Genomic DNA, 20,758 nt, shown 5'->3' with positions numbered 1-20,758 from the left:
TGCATGATTCGAGGTGCGGGTGGCGCGAGGGGAACCGTAGGGTTACTGAACGGTAGGCATACAGACAGATACACGGAGACGTACGTCACACCGAGCTGTGCACGCGGGTGAGCACGGGCGTCACCGGGAACGCGTCGACAACCTCCGGCCGGATACGGGTGGTTGGGGTGGCGGGCACGATCTCGAGGGCGCGCAGGTTGGGGAACGTACGGCGGATGCGGTCGACGTCCTCCTCGCCCGTGAACCTGTTGAGCCGCACCTTGGTGACCCCGGGCAGCGGCGGCCCCTCCCAGCCGACGGTCTTCCAGTTGATGCGCAGCTCTTCGAGTTCGGGCAGGAGGGCGATCTCCTCGTAGTCCTCGGGGAGCAGATCACCCGACAGCGTCGCCAGACTCAGCTGCTTCAGCGAGCGCAGCCGGCGCAGGCCGCGCAGGGCGGTGACGGCCGGCGCGTTCTTGGCGAGGCGCAGATAGCGCAGCGGAACGTCCTGGGGGAGTGCCTCGCCGAGGGAGTCGGCGTCCAGCAGCGTCCCTATGTCGAGCGTGTGCAGGGTCGGATGGCCGTCGAGCGGGGCCAGGGCTCCCGGCTGCTCCAGGGAGCGCATGGAGGTCACGGACAGCCGGCCCAGGAGGGGCAGCCGGGCCACCGGGGCGAGGCTGTCCACCTGCGGGCACGAGCTGAGGTCCAGGGAGTTGAGCCCGCGCAGTGACGACAGACAGGACAGGCTGCGCAGCGTCGGGTTGTCGTGCAGATTGAGGGAGGTGACCGTGTCCGGCAGCCCGGTGCGCACCTCCTCGTCCGGGATCTCGCCCATCACCTGGAGCGCGGGGCGCCCGCCCAGTTCCCGCAGCAGGCGCAGATGTTCGCCGGAGTGGGCGCAGAAGAACAGTTCCTCGGGCCGGAGATGGGCGACGACCTCCCGCGCGTACGTCCGCGCCGGGAAGCGCATCCACGTCCAGGACAGCTGGGACCGCACCATGACCGCCGGATGCGCGCGGAACCGCGCCAGCAGGGGCAGCGCCGCCTCCGTCCCGATCAGCGACGCGGTGACGACGACCGCCCTGGCCTCCTCGTCGTTCAACCCCTCGGGTCCCGGCAGCAGTTCCAGCGCGAGCGGACCGACGAAGGCCAGCGCACGCGCCTCCTCCGTGCTGCGGGGCGGTATGAGGGCCGCCGCGTCCTGCTCCACGGCGGTCCGGACGGCCGGGTCGAGCTGCGTCGCGTGTTCCAGCGAGGCCAGCGCGAGCAGCCGTACCCGCGTGCTCTCGGCCCCCTCCAGACGCCGCGCCGAGGCGGTCAACCCGCTCAGCAGCTCCGCCCGTTCCCGCGGCCGGGCATGGGCGACGGCCATCCGTACGACGTCCGCCCACTGCTCGTCCGCGGCGCCCCGCACCAGCAGCCCGAAGTCCCCGTCCTCCACCGCCGCCTTGGCCCCCAGGTAGTCCTGGAAGGTCCGGTGGACGAACTCCACGGTGCCGACGACGGGTTCGCGCAGCAGACCGCTGCGCAGCAGCAGATGGCCGAGGATGCGTCCGGCGTCGCCCTGGGAGGCGGCGGCCGGCAGGGACGGAAGGACGTCCGCGACGATCCGCTCCGCCCGCTCGCGGTCCATCTCGGACTGGTTGTTGCGGATCAGCCAGTACGCGAGCCGCTGGAGCAGCTGGATCTGCGGAAGCTCGCCGAGGTGCACGCCGCCGTCCGCGCCGTTGCCGCCGCCCCGGTCCGGGAACATGTCCCGCTCCTCGTCGCGGCGCGCCAGCAGCATCGACAGGGCCGCGTCGTACAGCTCCTGGCGGCCGTGCGGGAGATAGCCGCGGCGGTCGCGGTGCAGGGCGCAGATCAGCCCGCACATCAGGGGGTTGGTGGCGAGGCGGCCGAGGTCCGGCTTGGTCCGGACGGCGTCCAGCAGGGTGCGCTCGTAGCCGTCGAGGCGGTCCAGCTCCGCCGCCGGGGCCTCGGCGCGGGCCGCCGTGTGCCAGCGGGTGACGAAGGCGGCCACGTCGTCCTGGCTCATCGGGGTCAGGGCCAGCTCCGTGAAGCCGTCGGCGGTGAGCCAGTCCTCGCGTACGGCGGAGGGGCGGGAGGTGACCAGCCACTGGTTGCCGGGATACACGTCCAGCAGCTCGCGCAGCCAGCGGCGGGTGCGCTCGCGCTCCCGCTCCGGGATCTCGTCGACGCCGTCCACGAGCAGCAGCCCGCGGCGGCCGGCGAGCACCCGGTCCGCCCAGCCGCCCGGCTGGGTCGCGTGGAAGGGGACGCGTACGGCGGACAGGAAGGCGTCCGGGGCCGGGAGCCCGTCGGGGCGGCGGACCAGCGTGCGCAGCGGCAGGACGAAGGGGATGCGGTCACCGCGCTCGCCGCGGGCGGCCGTCACCGCGAGCCACTGCACGAGGGTGGTCTTGCCGGAGCCGGCCACACCGCGCAGCAGGACCCGGTCGCGCTCGGCCAGGGCCTGGTCGGCGGGCCGCGCGGTGGCCGCGGGGGCGATCCGCATGCCGCCCGGTCCACTCGCCCCGTCGTCCTCGGCCGGGCCCAGCGCCCGCAGGCTCAGGTAGGCGGCGTCCAGGGGCCAGCGGTCGGGGGAGTTGACCAGGTCGATGCCGTAGATCATCAGCCGGCTGTGCTTGGTGGCGATGTGGCTGAGATAGCGCTGCTCGAAGGCGGCGTCCGTGCCGCCGGGCGGGGGCGTGCGGGCGATCAGCTCGTCGACCTTCGCGATCAGTTCGCGCTGTCCCCGGGTCTGCTCGACCAGCGTGCGGGCCACGAAGGAGGAGCGCTGGGTGAAGAAGTTCAGGATGTGCAGGCAGGCCGTGATCAGCAGCCGGCGGTAGAGCAGGCTCGCGTCGAGTCCGAGGTCGCGGTCCGGGTGCCCGGCGGCGGACCGGAGCGCGTCGGCGAGGGCCTCGTGACCGAGCTCCACCGCCTGCACGTCCGTCATGGCGAGGTCGCCGAGGGCGTGCAGGGTGTCGGCCAGGGCCAGCGTGACGGGCTCCTGGTCGGTGGGAGCCACGGGAAGCTCACCGCCGCCGGCCAGGGCCCGCTGGACCAGCTCCTTGGCCAGCTTCCCGAGGTCCTTCCGGTCCAGCGTCCGCTTCTCGCCCCTGAAGGAGACGAGCCCGGATATCCGGACCGGCTTGTCCACGAGGGCGGCGCCGGGGGGTTCGGCGGCGAAGAGCTTCTTGATCAGCGGGGTGACGATGCTGGAGGCGAGCTTGGCGCCTATGGGGGTGGGGTCCATGGGGTTACCTGCCGATGGTGGTGACGGCGACGTTCTGCAGCTGGTCGAGGCCTGGTACGGGGGTGTCCCCGTCGGGGAGAACGAGCGATCGCAGCTCTGGCAGGCGGGACAGCGCTGTGAGGTCCAGCCCTTCTCGCAAGGCCCCGTCGGCGATGCCAAGCTGGGCGAGACCAGGGAAGAGCGACGGAATCCGCTCCAGATTCGGGGGCCCGAACGTGTTGGACGTGAGGGTCAGATTGACAACGGAAGGCATGGACAGGACGGAGGGGGCGGACGCCAGAGAGCCGATGCCCAGGCGGAGGTGGGTCAGCTTGGGCAAGGAGGCGATGTCCGACCAGTCGGACGGATGCGAGGGCGAACTCGCGTTGTTCAAGAGCAGGTCGGTGAGGTGACGCAGGCGTGGGAGCCCGTCCAGCCCGCCCTCGGGTCTGCTGCGTCCGTTGAGCACGAGTCTGCTCAGCGGCGCCTGCGTCGGTAGTAGGCCCAGGTCCCACCTGTCGGCGGGTGAGAGCGTGAGCGTGAGCTCGCTCAGATGGTCGAGGGTGGCCAGCGCACACAGATCCGCGTCGGAACCAAGGCTGGAAAGATCCAGAGATGTGAGGCCCAGTCCGACGATGGCCGACAGATCGCGCATCTCGGGACAGTCCCTGATGCCGAGTTGGGTCAGCTGTGCCGCATTCTCCAGGAAGGACACGTGGGTGAGTGCAGGGTGGTCGTTGATGTTCAACGCCTCCGGCGGGAAGGCGGTGATGTATTCCGCCAGTTCATCAACGGGTATGTCCCCCCTGAACATCACCATGGGACGCCCGCCCAACGATCGGAGTGCCCGCAGTTGTGCTGAGCTGCTGACGACGAATGGGACGACCCTGGGATCGACGCGGGCCAGCACCTCCCGGGCGTAGAGCCAGGCGTCGAACGATCCCCAGCCATACATGAGTTGGGTCCGCGCCAAGAATGTTCCGTCTCCCGAGAATTTCGCCAGGTACGGGATCGCCGCCTCCGTACCGAGGCGCGTGGCTGTGATCACCGAGTAGAACGCGTCCATCTCGTCCAACCCGTCCGGGTCGGGCAACAGGTCGAGAACGAGCGGACCCACGGCTGCCAGCTCCGTCGCCGCATCCGCGTCCCGTGGCGGCACCAGCGTCGCCGCCCGTGCCTCCACGGTCGACCGGACTTCCGGATCCAGCTCCGCCGCATGCTCCAGACAGGCCGCGGCCACCAGATAGATCCGGTTGCGCTCCCGCCCCTCCTCCGACGCGTCCCCCTTCTCCACCAGCCCCGTGAGGATCTCCGCCCGCTCCCGCGGCCGCGCGTGCGCCACGGCCATGCGGATCACGTCCTCCCACTGGTCGTCGGCCGCGTGCTCGATGAGCAGGCCGATGTCCCAGACCTCCACGGCGGCGCGCGCTCCCAGATAGTCCTGGAAGGTGCGGTGGATGAAGTCGACGGCGCCGGGGGCGGGCTCGCGCAGCAGCCCGCTGCGGTTGAGCAGATGGCGGTGGACGGCCGCCGCGTCACCGATCGCGGCGGCCGCCGGAACCGCGGGCAGCGCCTCGGCGATGATCGCCTCGGCGCGCTCGCGGTCGAGTTCGGTGCGGCCGTTGCGGATGAGCCAGTACGCGAGCCGCTGGAGCAGCTGCGTCTGGGGCTCCTGCTGAAGCTCGACGCCCGTCGCCACGTCCCGTTCCCGGTCCCGGCGCGTGAGCAGCATCGTGAGGGCCGCGTCGTACAGCTCCTTGCGCCCGTGCGGGAGGTAGCCGCGCCGGTCGCGGTGCAGGGCGCAGATCAGCCCGCACATGAGGGGGTTGGTGGCGAGGCGGCCGAGGTCCGCCTTGCCGCGGATGGCGGCGAGCAGCTGGCTCTCGTACGAGAGGAGGTCGGCGTCGTCGTCCTCCTCGGTGCCGGTACGGGCGGCCCGGTGCCAGCGACCGATGAAGGCCGCCACGTCGGTCGGGCTCATCGCCGAGAGGGTGACCTCGGTGAAGCCCTCGTCGGTGAGCCAGTCGTCGCGTACCGCGCTCGGGCGGGAGGTCACCAGCCAGCGGTTGTCGGGGTACGCGGTGATCAGCTCGCCCAGCCAGGCGCGGGCGCGTTCACGCTCGGTCTCGGGGACCTCGTCGATGCCGTCGATGAGGACGAGGCCCCGGCCCGCTTCGAGGACGCGGTCGGTCCAGCCCTCGGGCTGGGCGGCGGCCAGGGAGCAGCCGGAGGCCTTGAGGAAGTCGTCCGGGGCGGGCAGCCGCTCGCCGTGCCGGGTGAGGGTGCGCAGGGGCAGGACCAGGGGGACGCGGCCGTACAGGTACGCCATCGGGCCCTGGGGCTCGGCGCGGGTCGCGGAGACGGCCAGCCACTGCACGAGGGTGGTCTTGCCGGAGCCGGCGACTCCGCGCAGCAGGACCCGGTCGTGCTCGGCCAGGACCTGGTCGGCGGGCAGGGTCTCCAGCGGCCCCACACCGGCGGCGATCAGGTTCGTGACCTCGATCGGCTGCCCGGCGCCGGCCCGGTCCCACTGCCGCTCGGTGTCGAAGTCCTCGCGACGCGCCCGTGCCCCGGTGACCTCCAGGCTCAGATACGCCACGTCCAGCGGCCACTTCGCGGGCGAGTTCACCAGGTCGATGCCGTAGATCGTCAGGTGTCCCTGCCGCTTGGCCACGTACTTCAGATACCGCCGCTCGAAGACCGCGTCCCGGGCGAACGGCCGCGGGCTGCGGCTGATCAGTTCGTCGAGCTTGGCGATGAGCTCCGCCTGGGCACGGCTCTGCTCGACCAGCGTGTGCGCGACGAAGGTCGATCGCCGGGTGAAGAAGTCGATGACGTGCAGGCACGCCCACTCGGTGAGCGAGTCGAGGAAGAAGGAGGCGTCGGCGGACAGGCCCGAGGCCGGGGCCGCCCCGTGCAGCTTGCGCGCCAGCTCGCGGTAGCCCAGCCGCACCGCCTGCACGTCGTCCATGTCGAGCGTGCCCAGCGCGAGCAGCTTGTCGGCGAGGGCGTGGGCGACCGCCTCCTCCTCGTCCGCCGGGAACGGCCGCTCCCCGGGCGACCGCACCGCGTCCCCGACCAGGCGGGCGGCGAGCTTGCGCACGTCCTTCTCGGTCAGCGTCCGCTTCTCGCCCTTGAAGGAGACGAGCGCGGATAAGCGCACGGGCCGGTCGACGAGCCCCGCGCCCGGCCCCTCCTGCACGAACAGCTTCTTGACCAGCGGGCCGACCAGAGCCGACGCGAGTTTGCTGCCGAGCACCGTCGGGTCCATCCCCGGCCACCCCCGTAGTCGCGCGAATGCTGGTCAGCGTAGCGCCGGTCACATTCCGGTGTCCCTCGATCTTGAGAGCCGGTGACATGCCGCACAGGCGATTTGTCCGGTACTACCGGGCATAGTGCGACTTGCGAATCAGTGCAAAACGGACTTTCGGCTCAGGTGGCATACCGGAGGATTCGGTGCTGTCAGGGCTATTGCCCGAAATGCGACACGCCTGTCAAGAAATAGGCGATTATCGGTTCAATTACTACCTTGGGCAGTAGAAGGGGTGTTTGAGACCCGGCGGCGCGGCGGGTTACCAAGGGATCGCCCCGTTCCCCAACCCACGAGGTTCAGATGCTCCAGCGCGTTACGTCCCGCTCTTCCCGTACGACCAAGCTCCGTACCCGGGTGGCCGTCCTGGCCGCCGGCCTGGGCGCCACGGCCGTCGTGGGAACCGGGGTCGCAAGCGCCGCCACCGCGGCCGCCCCTTCCTGGGTCGACCCGGTGAAGCAGTACACCCTCTCCGCGACCTTCAACCAGGCCGGCGGCATGTGGCAGCACAAGCACAGCGGTCAGGACTTCGCCGTGCCGATCGGTACCGACGTCGTCGCCGCCCACGGTGGCACCGTCGTCAAGGCGGGCCCCAACGGCGCCGGTGACGGCCCCGCCTACGGCAACGCCGTCGTCATCAAGCACGGCAACGGGACCTACTCGCAGTACGCCCACCTGTCCCGCGTCGACGTGCAGCCCGGCCAGGTCGTGAAGACCGGCCAGCACATCGCGCGCTCCGGCAACACCGGCAACTCCACCGGTCCCCACCTGCACTTCGAGATCCGTACGACCCCGAACTACGGGTCCGCGATCGACCCCGTGTCCTTCCTGCGCGCCAAGGGCGTCACCGTCTGACGGTCCGACCCTGACGAGCTGGGCCGGGGCTACTCCTGACGGGAGCCCCGGTGTGCCTGGGTGACCAGGTCCATGGCGACTTCGAGAGCTGCCTCGCGCTTCTTCTCGGGGTCGCCTTCCACGTCCTGCATCACGAACATGCCGGCGTGCAGCGTGAACAGGGCGCTGACGCAGCGGACCTGGTCGACCAGGTCCGCGTCCGGATCGGCGATGATGTCGCGCAGGGCGCGCATCCGGTCCTTGAAGGTGTCGCCGATGCGCAGTTCGCGCACGGTCGCCTGGTTCTCCTGCATGAAGCGGAACAGCGGTGCCGCGTCGACGAGCGCCTGGCTGTAGCGCCGTACGATCTCGTGCTTGGTCTCCAGGGTGCGAGGCTGCCGGCCGCCCCACTCGATCAGGTCTCCGATCGGCTTCGTCAGATCCTCGAAGAGGCTGACGATGATCTCTTCCTTGGTCTTGAAGTGGTAGTAGAGCGCCGCTTTGGTGACGTCGAGGCGCTCGGCGATCTCCCGCAGGGAGGTCTTCTCGTAGCCCTGCTCGGCGAAGAGTTCGAGTGCGACGTCCTGGATGCGCTGGCGGGTGTTGCCGCGGCGCTGCTGTTTGGTGCCGTCCATGGTGACGCCCATCCTCGTACTCCTCGCGCTCAGGCGGAAACTGACTGACGCCCGACCAGCCCCCCGGAAACTTACTTGACGCCCGGCTAGTAGTCGGTCTACCTTCCCAGTGTAGACAACTAGCCGGGCGGCAAGTAAGTGCCAACGCCGGGGGAGTGGGACAGATGGCGGACACCGAGACCAAAAAGCCCAGGAGCGTGCGGGTCGTCCTGCTCGCCCTGCTGATCGCGATGATGCTCGCGATGCTCGACAACATGATCGTGGGCACGGCGATGCCGACGATCGTGGGTGAACTGGGGGGACTGGAGCACCTTTCCTGGGTGGTGACCGGCTACACCCTGGCCACGGCGGCCTCCACCCCGATCTGGGGCAAGCTCGGTGACATGTACGGGCGCAAGGGCGCCTTCATGAGCTCCATAGTGATCTTCCTGATCGGCTCCGCGCTCAGCGGTATGGCCCAGAACATGGGCGAGCTGATCGGGTTCCGGGCCGTTCAGGGCCTCGGCGCCGGTGGTCTGATGGTCGGCGTCATGGCGATCATCGGTGACCTGGTGCCGCCGCGGGAGCGGGGCAAGTACCAGGGCATGATCGCCGGTGTGATGGCGCTCGCGATGATCGGCGGCCCGCTGGTCGGCGGCACGATCACCGACAACTGGGGCTGGCGCTGGTCCTTCTACATCAACCTGCCGCTCGGCGCCGTCGCGCTGGTGGTGATCAGCGCGGTGCTGCACCTGCCGAAGAAGCGCTCCAAGGCCGGCATCGACTACCTCGGTGTCGTGCTGCTGACCGTCGGCATCACGTCCATCGTCCTGGTGACCACCTGGGGCGGCTCGGAGTACGCCTGGACGTCCGCGCGGATCATGGAGCTGATCGGCATCGGCGTCGCCACGCTGATCGGGTTCGTGTTCTGGCAGACCAGGGCCGCCGAGCCGGTGCTGCCGCTGCACATCTTCCGCAGCGGAAACTTCACGCTGATGTCCGTCATCGGCTTCATCACCGGCTTCGTGATGTTCGGCGCCACGCTGTTCCTGCCGCTGTACCAGCAGTCCGTGCAGGGCGCGTCCGCGACCAACTCGGGTCTGCTGCTCCTGCCGATGCTCGGCGCGATGCTCGTGACCTCGATGGTCGCCGGGCGGGTCACCACCAGCACCGGACGCTACAAGGCCTTCCCGATCGTCGGCGGCGTGCTGATGGTCACCGGGCTGTACCTGCTGTCGCTGATGGACACGGGGACCTCCCGGTTCACCTCGGGTGTGTACATGGCCGTGCTGGGTCTGGGCATGGGCTGCCTGATGCAGATCACCATGCTGGTCGCGCAGAACAGCGTCGAGATGAAGGACATCGGCGTCGCCTCCTCCTCGACCACGCTGTTCCGTACGCTCGGCTCCTCCTTCGGTGTCGCGATCATGGGCGCGCTGTTCAACCACCGGGTCCAGGACGTCATGGCCGAGCGGGCCGGGACGCTGGGCTCGAAGATCACCGAGCAGTCGGCGCAGCTGGACGCCGCCCACCTGGCCAAGCTGCCCGCCGCGGCGCGGGACGCCTACCAGCACGCGGTGTCCGCCGGTACCCACTCGGCGTTCCTGCTGGGCGCGGGGATCGCGGTGATCGTGCTGATCGCGGCCCTGTTCGTGAAGGAGGTCCCGCTCCGGGGCGAGCCGCAGAAGCCGCAGGCGGAGGCCGCCGACGCGACGCCGGCTCCGATGGCCGAGGCCGTCTGACCGACCCGACCCGGCTGTCCGAGCCGGTGACGACCACGTGGTGACGACCACGCGGTGACAAAAACGAAGGCCCCGGCGGGTGTCCGCCCCGGGGCCTTCGTCGTGTGCGGGGCCGGAGCCCGCCGGTCTTCGGCGGCCGGGGCCTACGGCGGACGGGGGCCTACGGCATCATCGGATAGCTGCCGGTGCTCGTCGGCGCGTGTTCGGGCAGCCACAGGACGGCCACCGCCCCCTCCGCCGGGATGTGGTCCGGGGCGCCCGCGGGGCGTACGTTGCGGAAGGTCAGCCGGGCGCCCAGCACGCGCGCCTGCCCCGCCGCGATGGTCAGTCCGAGGCCGTGGCCCTTTCCGGCGCGGTCCCTGCTGCCGGTGCGGAAGCGGCTCGGCCCCTCGGCGAGCAGTTCCTCGGGGAAGCCGGGGCCGTGGTCGCGGACCCGGATGACCCGGCCCTCGACGGTGACCTCGATCGGCGGCTTGCCGTGCCGGGCGGCGTTGGCGATCAGGTTGAACAGCACCCGCTCCAGGCGCCGCGGGTCGGTCGTGACCTCCGACTCGTGCACCACGTGCACGGCGACCCCCGGGTCCTTGGCGGTCACCCGCCGGGTGACGAACTCGCCCAGCATGATGTCCTGCAGCTCGGCCCGCTCGGAGGCGCTGTCCAGTCGGGCCACCTCCAGGACGTCCTCGACGAGGGTGCGCATCGCCTTGGCCCGGTCCAGGACCAGTTCGGTCGGGCGGCCGGGCGGCAGGAGTTCGGCGGCGGTCAGCAGTCCGGTCACCGGGGTGCGCAGCTCGTGCGCGATGTCGGCGGTGACCCGGCGCTCGGCCTCCAGCCGCTGCTGGAGCGCGTCCGCCATGGCGTCCACCGCGCGCGCGAGGTCGTCGGTCTCGTCCCGTACGACACCGCCGATGGCGTCCCGCACCCGCACGTCCGGCTCGCCCTGGGCGACCTGGTTCGCCGCGGCCGCCGCCTTGCGCAGCCGGCGCGAGAGCTGCCCGCCGATGAGCACGCCGAGCGCGCTGCCGCCGAGGACGACGGCGATGGAGCCGATCACCAGGGCCTGGTCGAGGTCCCTGATCACGTTCTCGCTGCGGTCGGTGAAGTGGGTGTGCAGGGACAGGACATGACCGTCCTTCAGCGGAACGGCGGCCCAGATGTCCGGCGCGTTGCCGTCGCGCTCGGTGACATACGTGGCCCGGCGGCCCTCCTCCATCTTCTCCCGCAGCGCCGGCGGCAGCTTCGGGTCGTCGATCTCGGCGCCGGGGAAGTTCGCGTGCCGGGTCAGGTCGAAGTTGCGCTCCGCGATCTGCAGGCGTTCGAGCGCGAGGTCGCGCGAGTTGTCCAGCATCGACACCCGGGCGGCGTTGTGCACGACCAGGCTGAGCGCGATCGCGACCAGCGCGCCGACCAGCGCGATGGCCGCGCTGAGCTTCCATCTGAGTCCGGTGCGGATCCCCGCGCGCGCCATCCGCCCGCGCATCGGCCGTCTTGTGAGCCCCCGCATGCCCGCCCCGCTCAGGCCTTCAGCTTGTAGCCGAAGCCGCGGACCGTCTCGATCCGGTCCTGGCCGATCTTCGTCCGCAGCCGCTGCACATGGACGTCGACGACGCGTGTGTCGCCGCCCCAGCCGTAGTCCCACACGCGTTCGAGCAGCTTGTCGCGGGAGAGCACGGTGCCCGGCGCGGAGGAGAATTCGAGCAGCAGCCGCATCTCGGTGGGCGTCAGGGCCACCGGTTGTCCGGCCCGCTGCACCTCCATGCCCTCGGTGTCGATCGCGAGGTCGCCGAAGGTCAGCATCCCGCCGTCCACCGCGGCGGAGTCGGCCTCCGTACGGTCGCCGCCGGCGTGTCCGAAGCGGCGCAGCACGGCGCGGATCCGGGCGACCAGGACGGCGCCGTCGAAGGGCTTGGTCACATAGTCGTCGGCGCCGGCCTCCAGGCCCAGCACGACGTCGATGGAGTCGGCCCGCGCCGACAGCATGATCACCGGCACCGTCGACTCGTCGCGGATGCGCCGGCACAGGCTGACGCCGTCCAGGCCCGGGACCATGACGTCCAGGAGCGCGATGTCGGGGCGGTTCGAGCGGAACGCCTCCAGGCCCGACAGTCCGTCGGGCATCGCCGTGACCGCGAAGCCGTCCCGCTCCAGGGCGAGCTGGGTGGCCTCGCGGATGACGTCGTCGTCCTCGACGAACAGGACGTGGGTCTGGTCTGCCATCCCGGTGCTCTCAGTCCTCGTGTTCTTCTGCTGCCGTCACTGAGGTGACGTACGAATCGGGTGCGGGGTTCACATCGCGGGGTTCGGATCAGCCGGCGGAGTCCGACGGCACCGGTGTCGGCTCGCCGCCGACCGAGCTGCCGTAGTCGGTGTGGTGGTAGGCCGTCTGCACGAAGCGGCCCGCGGACCAGCTGTACGTGATCACGTTCTCGCCGGACGGGTTCGAGACCGGGTCGCTCTTGTCGTACACCTGCTTGGTCACCATCAGGTCGCCCCGGTCTATCTCCGCGTAGACCGGAGACTCCTCGGCCTTGAACACATTCTCGTACCTGCCGTCCTCGGCCCGGTACACGTACGACCCGACGCCCACCGCGTCGGCGCAGGTCAGCACGTTCACCACGATGTCCTTGGCCACGCCGCCGGTGAGGTCGCCGTACGACACGTCGAGCGGGTACTCGTCGCCGACGCACGGCTTCAGGTCCCGTTTGACCGTCGCGGACACCTTCGGGTCGCTCTTGACGAGCGAGACGGCGTCCACGCGCTTGTACGTGTCGGAGGCGTTGGGCGCGGGTGAGGGGGCCGCGCCGGCGTCGGTGTCGGCTCCCGCTCCCGCGACGGCGTCGGCGTGTGCCGGACCCTCGTCACGGGCGCCGGTGCCACCGGTGGCGCAGGCCGCCATGAAAAGCCCGAGGGCGGCGAGCACGGCCACCGCCGTGATCGCCGCCTGCAAGGCCCCGTGAGCCGCTGTGGGCTCCTCGTCGGTCAGGCCGCGCACCGCTCCCGCTCCTCACGCTCCAGCGCGCGTGCGTCCAGATCGCGGGCCTCCAGCTCCTCGCGGAGCCGGGCGAGCGCCCGGTGCAGCGTGCTCTTGACCGTTCCGGCCGACATGCCGAGGGCGGCGGCCGTCTCCTCCGTGGACATCTGCTCCCAGTGTCGCAGCACGACGACGCTGCGCTGCTTCGGAGCCAGAACCTTCATGATGTCCATCAGGAGAGCGCGGTCGGCGTGCTGCTCGGTGGAGTCCTCCACGCAGGCGTCCGGCAGCTGCTCGGTCGGGACCTCCTCCAGCTTGCGGGCCCGCCACCACTCGGTGCGCGTGTTGATCATCACGCGGCGCAGATAGGCGTCCGCCAGCCGCTTGTCCGAGATACCGTCCCAGCGGCCGTACGTCCGTACCAGCGCCGTCTGGAGCAGGTCCTGGGCGTCGACGGGGTCCGGCACCAGACGGCGGGCGCTGCGCAGCAGCGCGTCCTGCCGTGTGCGGACGTACTCCTCGAACTCCAGCACCTCGCCCTGCGACATGATCAACCGCCTCCGTTCCCCGTTTTTTCTTCGGCCCGTGCCTGTCGTTCCGTTGTCCCCGTGGTCGTGTCGGGCACAGAAATGAAGTTACGGAGCGGTTGTCACGGGGCTGTCCGAAGCAGCCTGCGGCTAGCACTCGGCTGTCCGTCGGTTGTGTAACGGAAAGGGGAACGGGGTAAAGGAGCAGGGCGAATTGCTCCGCTATGAGGCGATATGGGGGGCCACGGGGCTGTGAAACAGCCGTCGTTGCTGTGATCTGGCCGTGTGTCAGCTCAGCGGCAGCCGGTACAGACCGCCCGGCAGCGGCTCCACCAGACCGTCCGCGACGAGCCCGTCCAGCGCCCGGCCGCGCTGCACCGGTTCGTGCCACACCCGGTCCAGGGCGGCCTGCGGCACGGGCGTGTGCGCCTCCCGCAGGACGGCGAGGAGCTTGCCGCGCACCTGCCGGTCCGTACCGGCGTACGTCTGACCGCGCCGCGGCGGGCCCTCGTGCTCCGGCTTGCCCGCGAGCCGCCAGGCGCACTGGGAGGCGATCGGGCAGCTCTGGCAGGTCTCGTTCTTCGCCGTGCACACCAGCGCGCCCAGCTCCATCGAGGCGGCGGCCCAGCGGGCGGCCGTCCCCTCGTCCTCGGGCAGCAGCTCACGGGCGAGCCGGCGCTCGGCGGCGGTGGTGGCGTTCGGCGGGTACTGCACGCCGCTGACCGCACGCGCGAAGACCCGGCGGACATTGGTGTCCAGCACCGCGTGCCGCTGCCCGTACGCGAAGGACGCCACCGCGGCCGCCGTGTACTCGCCGATACCGGGCAGGGCCAGCAGCTGGGTGTGGTCCGTCGGCACGTCCCCGCCGTGCCGCTCCGTTATGGCGGCCGCGGCGCCGTGCAGGCGCAGGGCGCGCCGCGGGTAGCCGAGCCGGCCCCAGGCGCGGACGGCCTCGCCGGGGGCCTCGGCGGCCAGGTCGGCGGGGCGGGGCCAGCGGGCCAGCCACTGCTCGTAGACCGGCAGGACCCGGTTGACCGGCGTCTGCTGGAGCATGAACTCGCTCACCATCACCCCCCAGGGGCCCGCCTCCGGGCGGCGCCAGGGGAGGTCGCGGGCGTGTGCGTCGAACCAGGCGATCACGGGGGTGTGGAGCATCTCAGTCATGGCCCTTCCGATCCTGCCACGGGAAGGACAGGTGCGCTCCGAGGCATGCCCGAGGCATACACCCCTGTTGCGCGGGGGGTGGTGCGCCGAGCGTGATGCGCCGGGCATGAAAAGTACGGCTGTTGTGGGAAGTTGCCGGGATGATGATCCGGAAAAGTTGTGTTCCGGGCGGCGGGTGGCGCAAGCAAGCGCGCCGATCTCTCGTACAGTTTGCGCCGTGGGATCTCTGCGCAATCCGGTCGGGCCGCTTCCCTCCTCCATCTACTGGCGACGGAGGGTGATCATGCTGTCGGCTGTCGCCGTGTCGGCGCTGCTGATCGCGTGGATCGCCACCGCGGGCGGCGGGGGCGGCAAGAAGAACGCCGACGGGTCCAACGGCAAGAATCCCCTGCCCTCGATCACGCCGGGTTCGTCGGGATCCGGGCCCGCCTACAGCCAACACCCCGGCGGGCGCGACGAGTCGAGCGGCGGCGGCTCCGGCGGCGGCGACACCGGGACGGGCGACGGCGGGTCCGGCGCGACGGACGGGAGTGGCTCGGACGACGGTTCCGGCTCCGGTTCCGGTTCGGGCGGCGGCGGTGTCGCCGCGGGCGACGTGCTGCCGGCCTCCTCCGAGCTGCCCAACTGCACGGCCGGATCGGTCACGTTGAGCCTGCGCAGTCGGCACAACTCGTACTCGCCCGACCAGACGCCCGCCTTCGAACTCACCGCCAAGAACGCGTCCGGGAGCGACTGCAAGGTCGATCTCGGGCCGAAGCGGACGGTGTTGACGATCACGCAGGCGGACGGCGACGACGACTTCTTCTCGTCCGCCGACTGCCCGAAGACGTCGGGCAGCCTGCTGTTCCGGGTGCCGGCCGACGACAGCATCACGTACACCGTGACGTGGGACCGCAAGCCGAGCGCCCCCGAGTGCGCGACGCCGCCGGCGGGGTCCGCCGGAGCGGGGACCTACCTGGTGGAGGCCAAGGCACCCGGGTTCGCCAAGGCACAGACGTCGTTCGTGCTGTCGGCCGACTGATCGCTCCGCGCCCGCGAGGGCGACGCGGGGGCGCGACTCAGACGTAGCGCTCCAGGATCGACGACTCCGCCAGGCGGGACAGGCCCTCCCGGACGCTGCGCGCGCGGGCCTCGCCCACGCCGTCCACCGTCTGGAGGTCGTCGACGCTCGCGGCCAGCAGCTTCTGCAGACCGCCGAAGTGCTCCACGAGGCGGTCGATGATCGCGCCCGGCAGCCTCGGCACCTTGGCCAGCAGACGGAAACCGCGCGGCGAGACCGCCGAGTCGAGGGTCTCGGGGGAGCCGGTGTAGCCCAGCGCCCGGGCGACCGTGGGGAGTTCGAGGAGCTCGGCGTGGGTGAGCGCGTCGAGTTCGGCCAGCGCCTCCTCGACCGTGCGGGAACGCTTGGCCGTCGGCTCGGGGACGTAGTCCCGGACCACCAGCTCGCGCTCCGGCTCCACGCCCGCGATCAACTCGTCCAGCTGGAGGGCGAGCAGACGCCCGTCGGTGCCCAGTTCGACCACGTACTCGGCGATTTCGGTGGCGATGCGGCGCACCATCTCCAGACGCTGCGCGACCGCGGACACGTCGCGGACCGTCACCAGGTCCTCGATCTCCAGCGCCGACAGCGTTCCCGCGACCTCGTCCAGGCGGAGCTTGTACCGCTCCAGCGTGGCCAGCGCCTGGTTGGCGCGGGAGAGGATCGCCGCGGAGTCTTCGAGCACGCGCCGCTGGCCGTCGACGTACAGCGCGATCAGGCGCATCGACTGGGAGACGGAGACCACCGGGAAGCCGACCTGCTTCGAGACGCGGTCCGCCGTGCGGTGCCGGGTGCCCGTCTCCTCCGTCGGGATGGTCGGGTCCGGGACCAGCTGCACGCCCGCGCGCAGGATCTTCGACAGGTCGGAGGAGATCACGATGCCGCCGTCCAGCTTGCACAGCTCGCGCAGCCGCGTGGCCGAGAACTCCACGTCCAGCACGAAGCCGCCCGTGCACATCGCCTCGACGGTCTTGTCCGAGCCGAGCACGATCAGCCCGCCGGTGTTGCCGCGCAGAACCCGCTCAAGGCCGTCACGCAGCCCCGTACCAGGTGCCACGGCGCTCAGCGAGGCGCGCATCAGGCCATCGGAACCGGCACTCCCACCGGATTTTCCGGGAGCTGCTGCCCGGTCGTTGGCTGCCACTGCACTCCTCCGGTCGCAGGTTCTGGGGCACTCCCGTGCGCGCACTCGGATCGTACGGACGGGCGAGACCAGGGCAAAGTCTACCGGCGCTGCTCCGCGTCCTGTGGGGCCTCTCGGCGACGGGAGCGCGGAAGGACCCTGAGCGCGTCCCCTATGTCCGCGACTTCCAGGACCTTCATCCCCGGAGGAATCTTGCCCGGATCACCCGGCACGAGTGCGTGCGTGAAGCCCAGGCGGTGGGCCTCGGTGAGCCTGCGCTGCACGCCCGTGACCCGTCTGACCTCGCCCGCGAGCCCCACCTCACCGATGGCGACCAGGTTCTTCGGCAGCGGGGTGTCGCTGGCCGCGGAGGCCAGCGCCAGGGCGATGGCGAGGTCCGCGGCCGGCTCCGAGAGCTTCACGCCGCCCACCGTCGCCGAGTAGATGTCCCGCTTGCCGAGCGCGCTGATCCGGCCCCGCTGCTCCAGCACCGCCAGCATCATCGAGACGCGCGAGGTCTCCAGACCGGAGGTCGTCCGGCGCGGCGAGGGGATCTGCGAGTCGACCGTGAGCGCCTGCACCTCGGCGACCAGCGGGCGGCGGCCCTCCAAGGTCACCGTCAGGCAGGTCCCCGGCACCGGCTCGGCGCGCCGGGTCAGGAACAGGCCGCTCGGGTCGGCCAGGCCCGTGATGCCCTCGTCGTGCAGCTCGAAGCAGCCGACCTCGTCCGTGGCGCCGTACCGGTTCTTGACACCGCGCACCAGGCGCAGCCGGGCGTGCCGGTCGCCCTCGAAGTGGAGCACCACGTCCACGAGGTGTTCGAGGAGGCGGGGGCCGGCGATGGCGCCGTCCTTGGTGACGTGGCCCACAAGGAGGGTGGACATGCCGCGTTCCTTCGACGCCCGGATCAGCGCGCCCGCCACCTCCCGCACCTGGGCCATGCCGCCGGGCGCGCCGTCGATCTCCGGGGAGGCGACCGTCTGCACGGAGTCGAGGATCAGCAGGGACGGCTTCACCGCGTCCAAGTGGCCGAGGACGGCGGCAAGGTCGGTCTCGGCGGCCAGATACAGGTGGTCGTCCAGGGCGTTGATCCGGTCGGCGCGCAGCCGCACCTGGCTCGCCGACTCCTCGCCGGTGACATAGAGGGTGCGGTGCTCGTCACTGGCCGACTTGGCCGCCACGTCGAGCAGCAGCGTCGACTTGCCGACGCCGGGCTCGCCCGCCAGGAGCACCACCGCGCCGGGCACGAGGCCGCCCCCGAGCACCCGGTCCAGCTCGGGCACACCCGTCGTGCGGGCGGTGGCCTGCCGCCCGTCGACCTGCCCGATGGGCAGCGCGGAGGTGGTGACGCGTCCCGGCGTCGTCGTGCGCACCGCAGGCGTGCCGTACTCCTCGATCGTTCCCCACGCCTGGCACTCGGGGCACCGGCCGAGCCACTTGGCCGTCTGCCAGCCGCACTCGGTGCAGCGGTAGGACGGGCGGTCCTTGGTGGTCTTCGTACGGGCAGCCATGCGGAAACCGTAACCGAGGCCACTGACAACGCCGTCCGGCTCCGATCGTCCCGGTGGAGTTGGTGCAAGGCATCCCCGCACAGTGGTGGATCTCCGTACAATCGGCGGCTACGGATGCCACGACGAGGGCATGCCGTTCAGTGGCCGCACCGCGGGGGCAGGAGGGTGGGCCGGTGCCGGGCGACGAGGACCGGACGGAGTGGGCGCGCGAGGTCTACGGCGGGCTGCTCGACGCCGGGTTGACCACGTACGACACGGTGATCGACGTCGACCCGGACGACGACCGTGCCCCCGATGTCGCCCGCGTGCTCGACGCCCTCTTCGTGACGCATCCCGAGTACCGAGGGGTGGCCCTGCGGCTCAGGGGGGCGCCCGAGGAGTCCGGGCGGATCGGGATCAGCGGGCACGCGCGCGTGCGCGAGTCCTTGGGCGTCGCCGGTGACCCCGGCGGCCCGGCCGCCGGCGCGGACTGGGGCGCCGGGGACCGGGCGGGCCTGCTCGGCATGTCCACGCAGTACCGGGCCCTGCTGTTCGTGTGCCCGTTGTGCGCGCGGGAGGAGACCCGCGTCTTCTACGACGAACGCGCCCTGCCCCGGTGCGCGACCGGCCACGGGGTCATGGAGCTGGTGCGATGAAGCTGAGCGGCGCGCTGCAGCCGCCGGCCGGGCTCGCGGCGGGGCGGCGCTTCTTCCTGGTGGGCTACCTGCCGACGTACGCGGCCGTGTTCTTCATCCTGCTCCTGTGCTGGGCCGGCGCGCGAGGATGGCACGCCCCCGCCGGCGGCGGCCTGAGCTTCACGCGCGCGTGGACGACCGCCGCCGCGCTCGGCGTGGGGGAGGTCGTCCTGCTCGTGCTCGGGGTCACCCTCGTCGCCGTCCTGCTCGCCCCGCTGCAGACCCCGATGGTCCGGCTCCTGGAAGGGCAGTGGCCCCGGCGGCCGGGCGCGGAATGGGCGCGCGGCCGGCAGCGGCGGCGGAAGACGGCCTGGGAGCAGCGGGCCGCGTTGCCCGCCACGGGCCCCGTCCCACCGGGTCCCCCGGGTGCACCGCCCGCCCCCGCCCGCACGCCGGACCTGGTCCAGCGGGCCGGGGTCGCCGGTACGGAACTGCGCCGCCGCTACCCCCTCCCCGATCACCTCGTACGCCCCACCGCCCTGGGCAACGCCCTCGCCGCCGCCGAGGACACCGCGGGCCGCGCCTTCGGCTACGACGCGGTGGTCGCCTGGCCCCGCCTGTACCCGCTGCTCGGGGAGCAGACCCGGGCGGTGGTGGACGACCGCCGGGACACCGTGGACGGCGCCGCCCGGATGGCGGTCACCATGGCCGTCACCGCCGTGGCCGCGGCGGTCCTCCTCGCCCGTACGGGCTGGTGGCTGCTGCTGGCCCTGGTGCCACTCGCCGTGGCGTGGGTCGCCTACCGGGGCGCGGTGCAGGCGGCCCTGGCCTACGGGGAGTCCCTCCACGTGGCCTTCGACCTGCACCGGTTCGCCCTGCTGCGGGCGCTGGCCGTGCGGGTCCCCGACGACCCCGCGGCGGAGCGGCGGATCGCGGCCGCCTGGTGCGACCTGTGGCGTCAGGGCGTACCGCTGCCGCCGGGCTTCAGGTACTCGGCGGACGCGGACCAAGGCAGCACCACCGGCGGACAGGGACAGCCATGACGGACGACACGCACGACGACACGCACGGCGACACGCACGACGACACGCACAGTGGCCCGCACGACGGCACGCCCGACGTGCACGACGAACACGATCCGGAGGCCGCCGCCCGGGAGGCCGCCGCGCTGGAGACCGTGCTGCCGTACGCGCTGATCGTCGGCCAGGACGAGCTGCGGACCGCGCTGGAGATCGCGTACGTCTGCCCGGCCGTGGGCGGAGTGCTCGCCACCGGGCAGCGCGGGACCGCCAAGACCACCACCGTGCGCGCCTTCACCAAGATGGCGGTCGGCGGGCTGCCCGTGACGATGCCGATCGGCGCCACCGACGACCGGGTGCTGGGCGGCTGGCGGATCAAGGAGCTCATGCGGGGCCGGCCGCACAAGTCCGACGGCCTGCTCGTCCAGGCCTCCCGCTCCAAGGCCCGCATGCTGTACGTCGACGAGATCAACCTGCTCGACGACTACCTGGTCAACATCATTCTGGACGCGGCCTCCACCGGCATCCTCGCCCTGGAACGCGACCACCGTTCCGAGCAGACCCAGCACGTGGAGTTCACGCTGGTCGGCACCATGAACCCGGACGAGGGCGGGCTGCGCCCCCAACTCCTCGACCGCTTCGGCCTGGTGGCCGTCGTGGAGTCCGAGTCCAAGGCCCGGCAGCGGCGGCGGATCGTGGAGACCGTGCTGCGCTTCGAGCTGGAACGCGGCGAGCCCGGTTCGCGGTTCCTGGCCGAGGCGCTGGCGGCGGACGCCGAGAAGAAGGCCGCTCTGGACGCCGCGCGCGCCCGGCTCGCCGGCATCGGGTGCGGACCCGAGGTCTACGCCGGCTGCGCCGCGCTCGCCGAGGGCTTCCGACTCGCCGGGCACCGCGGGGAGATCGTCCTGCTGCGGGCCGCCCGTGCGCTGGCCGCGATCGAGGGCGCCGGTCAGGTGACCACCGAGCATCTGCGCAAGGTCGCCAAGCCGGCTCTCGTCCACCGCCGGGGCCGGGGCGACACGGGCACGCTCCCGGCCTGGACCGAGGAGGACGACACCCGCGTACGGGACCTG

The 20,758-nt window shown here is 71.6% G+C and carries 16 protein-coding genes; 6 read left to right on the top strand and 10 right to left on the bottom strand.

The genetic code is table 11. The features are described from left to right. Positions 1 to 85 precede the first annotated feature (85 nt). A complete protein-coding gene (locus IPZ69_RS38560) occupies positions 86 to 3,238 on the bottom strand; it encodes an NACHT domain-containing protein (protein ID WP_235459384.1) in 3,153 nt (1,050 codons plus the stop codon). Positions 3,239 to 3,242: 4 nt separating this feature from the next. Beyond that, positions 3,243 to 6,488 carry an NACHT domain-containing protein gene (locus IPZ69_RS38555; RefSeq protein ID WP_235459383.1) on the bottom strand — a complete coding sequence of 1,082 codons (3,246 nt, stop codon included), beginning with the start codon at positions 6,486 to 6,488 and terminating at the stop codon, positions 3,243 to 3,245. Positions 6,489 to 6,830: 342 nt separating this feature from the next. Here IPZ69_RS38555 and IPZ69_RS38550 point away from each other — a divergent pair, with 342 nt between their 5' ends. Next, positions 6,831 to 7,382 (top strand): M23 family metallopeptidase, encoded by a 552-nt coding sequence (locus tag IPZ69_RS38550; RefSeq protein ID WP_235459382.1) that lies wholly within the window; start codon positions 6,831 to 6,833, stop codon positions 7,380 to 7,382. Positions 7,383 to 7,411: 29 nt separating this feature from the next. On the opposite strand, the gene IPZ69_RS38545 is transcribed toward IPZ69_RS38550, so the two are convergent. Then, positions 7,412 to 8,008 (bottom strand): TetR/AcrR family transcriptional regulator, encoded by a 597-nt coding sequence (locus tag IPZ69_RS38545; RefSeq protein ID WP_235459381.1) that lies wholly within the window; start codon positions 8,006 to 8,008, stop codon positions 7,412 to 7,414. Positions 8,009 to 8,160: 152 nt separating this feature from the next. On the opposite strand from IPZ69_RS38545, the gene IPZ69_RS38540 reads away from it, so the two are divergent. After that, a complete protein-coding gene (locus tag IPZ69_RS38540) occupies positions 8,161 to 9,717 on the top strand; it encodes an MDR family MFS transporter (protein WP_235459380.1) in 1,557 nt (518 codons plus the stop codon). Between the two features lie 160 nt (positions 9,718 to 9,877). Here the strand turns inward: IPZ69_RS38540 and cseC are convergent, their stop codons facing one another. From cseC to IPZ69_RS38515, 5 genes are all read right to left on the bottom strand, one after another. Then, on the bottom strand, positions 9,878 to 11,221 hold the full coding sequence (gene cseC / locus IPZ69_RS38535; RefSeq protein WP_235459379.1) for a two-component system sensor histidine kinase CseC: 1,344 nt from the start codon (positions 11,219 to 11,221) through the stop codon (positions 9,878 to 9,880). Positions 11,222 to 11,232: 11 nt separating this feature from the next. After that, positions 11,233 to 11,934: a two-component system response regulator CseB gene (gene cseB, locus IPZ69_RS38530; RefSeq protein ID WP_235459378.1), complete on the bottom strand. Its 702-nt coding sequence runs from the start codon at positions 11,932 to 11,934 to the stop codon at positions 11,233 to 11,235. 88 nt (positions 11,935 to 12,022) lie between these two features. Beyond that, positions 12,023 to 12,709 (bottom strand): hypothetical protein, encoded by a 687-nt coding sequence (locus IPZ69_RS38525; protein ID WP_235459377.1) that lies wholly within the window; start codon positions 12,707 to 12,709, stop codon positions 12,023 to 12,025. Next, a complete protein-coding gene (locus IPZ69_RS38520; RefSeq protein ID WP_235459376.1) occupies positions 12,697 to 13,236 on the bottom strand; it encodes a SigE family RNA polymerase sigma factor in 540 nt (179 codons plus the stop codon). Before IPZ69_RS38520 ends, IPZ69_RS38525 begins: the two co-directional genes overlap by 13 nt. A 267-nt stretch (positions 13,237 to 13,503) precedes the next feature. Next, entirely contained in the window at positions 13,504 to 14,379 is an 876-nt protein-coding gene (locus tag IPZ69_RS38515; protein ID WP_308407587.1) for an A/G-specific adenine glycosylase, read from the bottom strand. 217 nt (positions 14,380 to 14,596) lie between these two features. Between IPZ69_RS38515 and IPZ69_RS38510 the strand changes: the two genes are divergently transcribed. After that, positions 14,597 to 15,400 carry a hypothetical protein gene (locus IPZ69_RS38510; RefSeq protein WP_235459375.1) on the top strand — a complete coding sequence of 268 codons (804 nt, stop codon included), beginning with the start codon at positions 14,597 to 14,599 and terminating at the stop codon, positions 15,398 to 15,400. Positions 15,401 to 15,437: 37 nt separating this feature from the next. Here the strand turns inward: IPZ69_RS38510 and disA are convergent, their stop codons facing one another. Both disA and radA read right to left on the bottom strand, forming a co-directional pair. After that, entirely contained in the window at positions 15,438 to 16,562 is a 1,125-nt protein-coding gene (gene disA, locus IPZ69_RS38505) for a DNA integrity scanning diadenylate cyclase DisA (protein WP_235459374.1), read from the bottom strand. 80 nt (positions 16,563 to 16,642) lie between these two features. After that, on the bottom strand, positions 16,643 to 18,052 hold the full coding sequence (gene radA / locus IPZ69_RS38500; protein WP_235459373.1) for a DNA repair protein RadA: 1,410 nt from the start codon (positions 18,050 to 18,052) through the stop codon (positions 16,643 to 16,645). Positions 18,053 to 18,225: 173 nt separating this feature from the next. On the opposite strand from radA, the gene IPZ69_RS38495 reads away from it, so the two are divergent. The 3 genes from IPZ69_RS38495 to IPZ69_RS38485 form a co-directional block, all read left to right on the top strand. Then, the gene (locus IPZ69_RS38495) at positions 18,226 to 18,687 is read left to right on the top strand and encodes a hypothetical protein (protein WP_235459372.1); all 462 of its coding nucleotides are present in this window, start codon (positions 18,226 to 18,228) and stop codon (positions 18,685 to 18,687) included. Beyond that, on the top strand, positions 18,684 to 19,709 hold the full coding sequence (locus IPZ69_RS38490) for a hypothetical protein (protein ID WP_235459371.1): 1,026 nt from the start codon (positions 18,684 to 18,686) through the stop codon (positions 19,707 to 19,709). The genes IPZ69_RS38495 and IPZ69_RS38490 overlap by 4 nt, the downstream gene beginning before the upstream one ends. Further along, a partial coding sequence (locus IPZ69_RS38485) for an AAA family ATPase (protein ID WP_235459370.1) occupies positions 19,706 to 20,758 on the top strand: 1,053 nt, incomplete at its 3' end. The genes IPZ69_RS38490 and IPZ69_RS38485, both read left to right, overlap by 4 nt.

The organism is Streptomyces olivochromogenes (assembly GCF_021538895.1).
Taxonomy (GTDB): domain Bacteria; phylum Actinomycetota; class Actinomycetes; order Streptomycetales; family Streptomycetaceae; genus Streptomyces; species Streptomyces olivochromogenes_A.
This window is presented reverse-complemented; position numbering and strand designations above follow the sequence as displayed.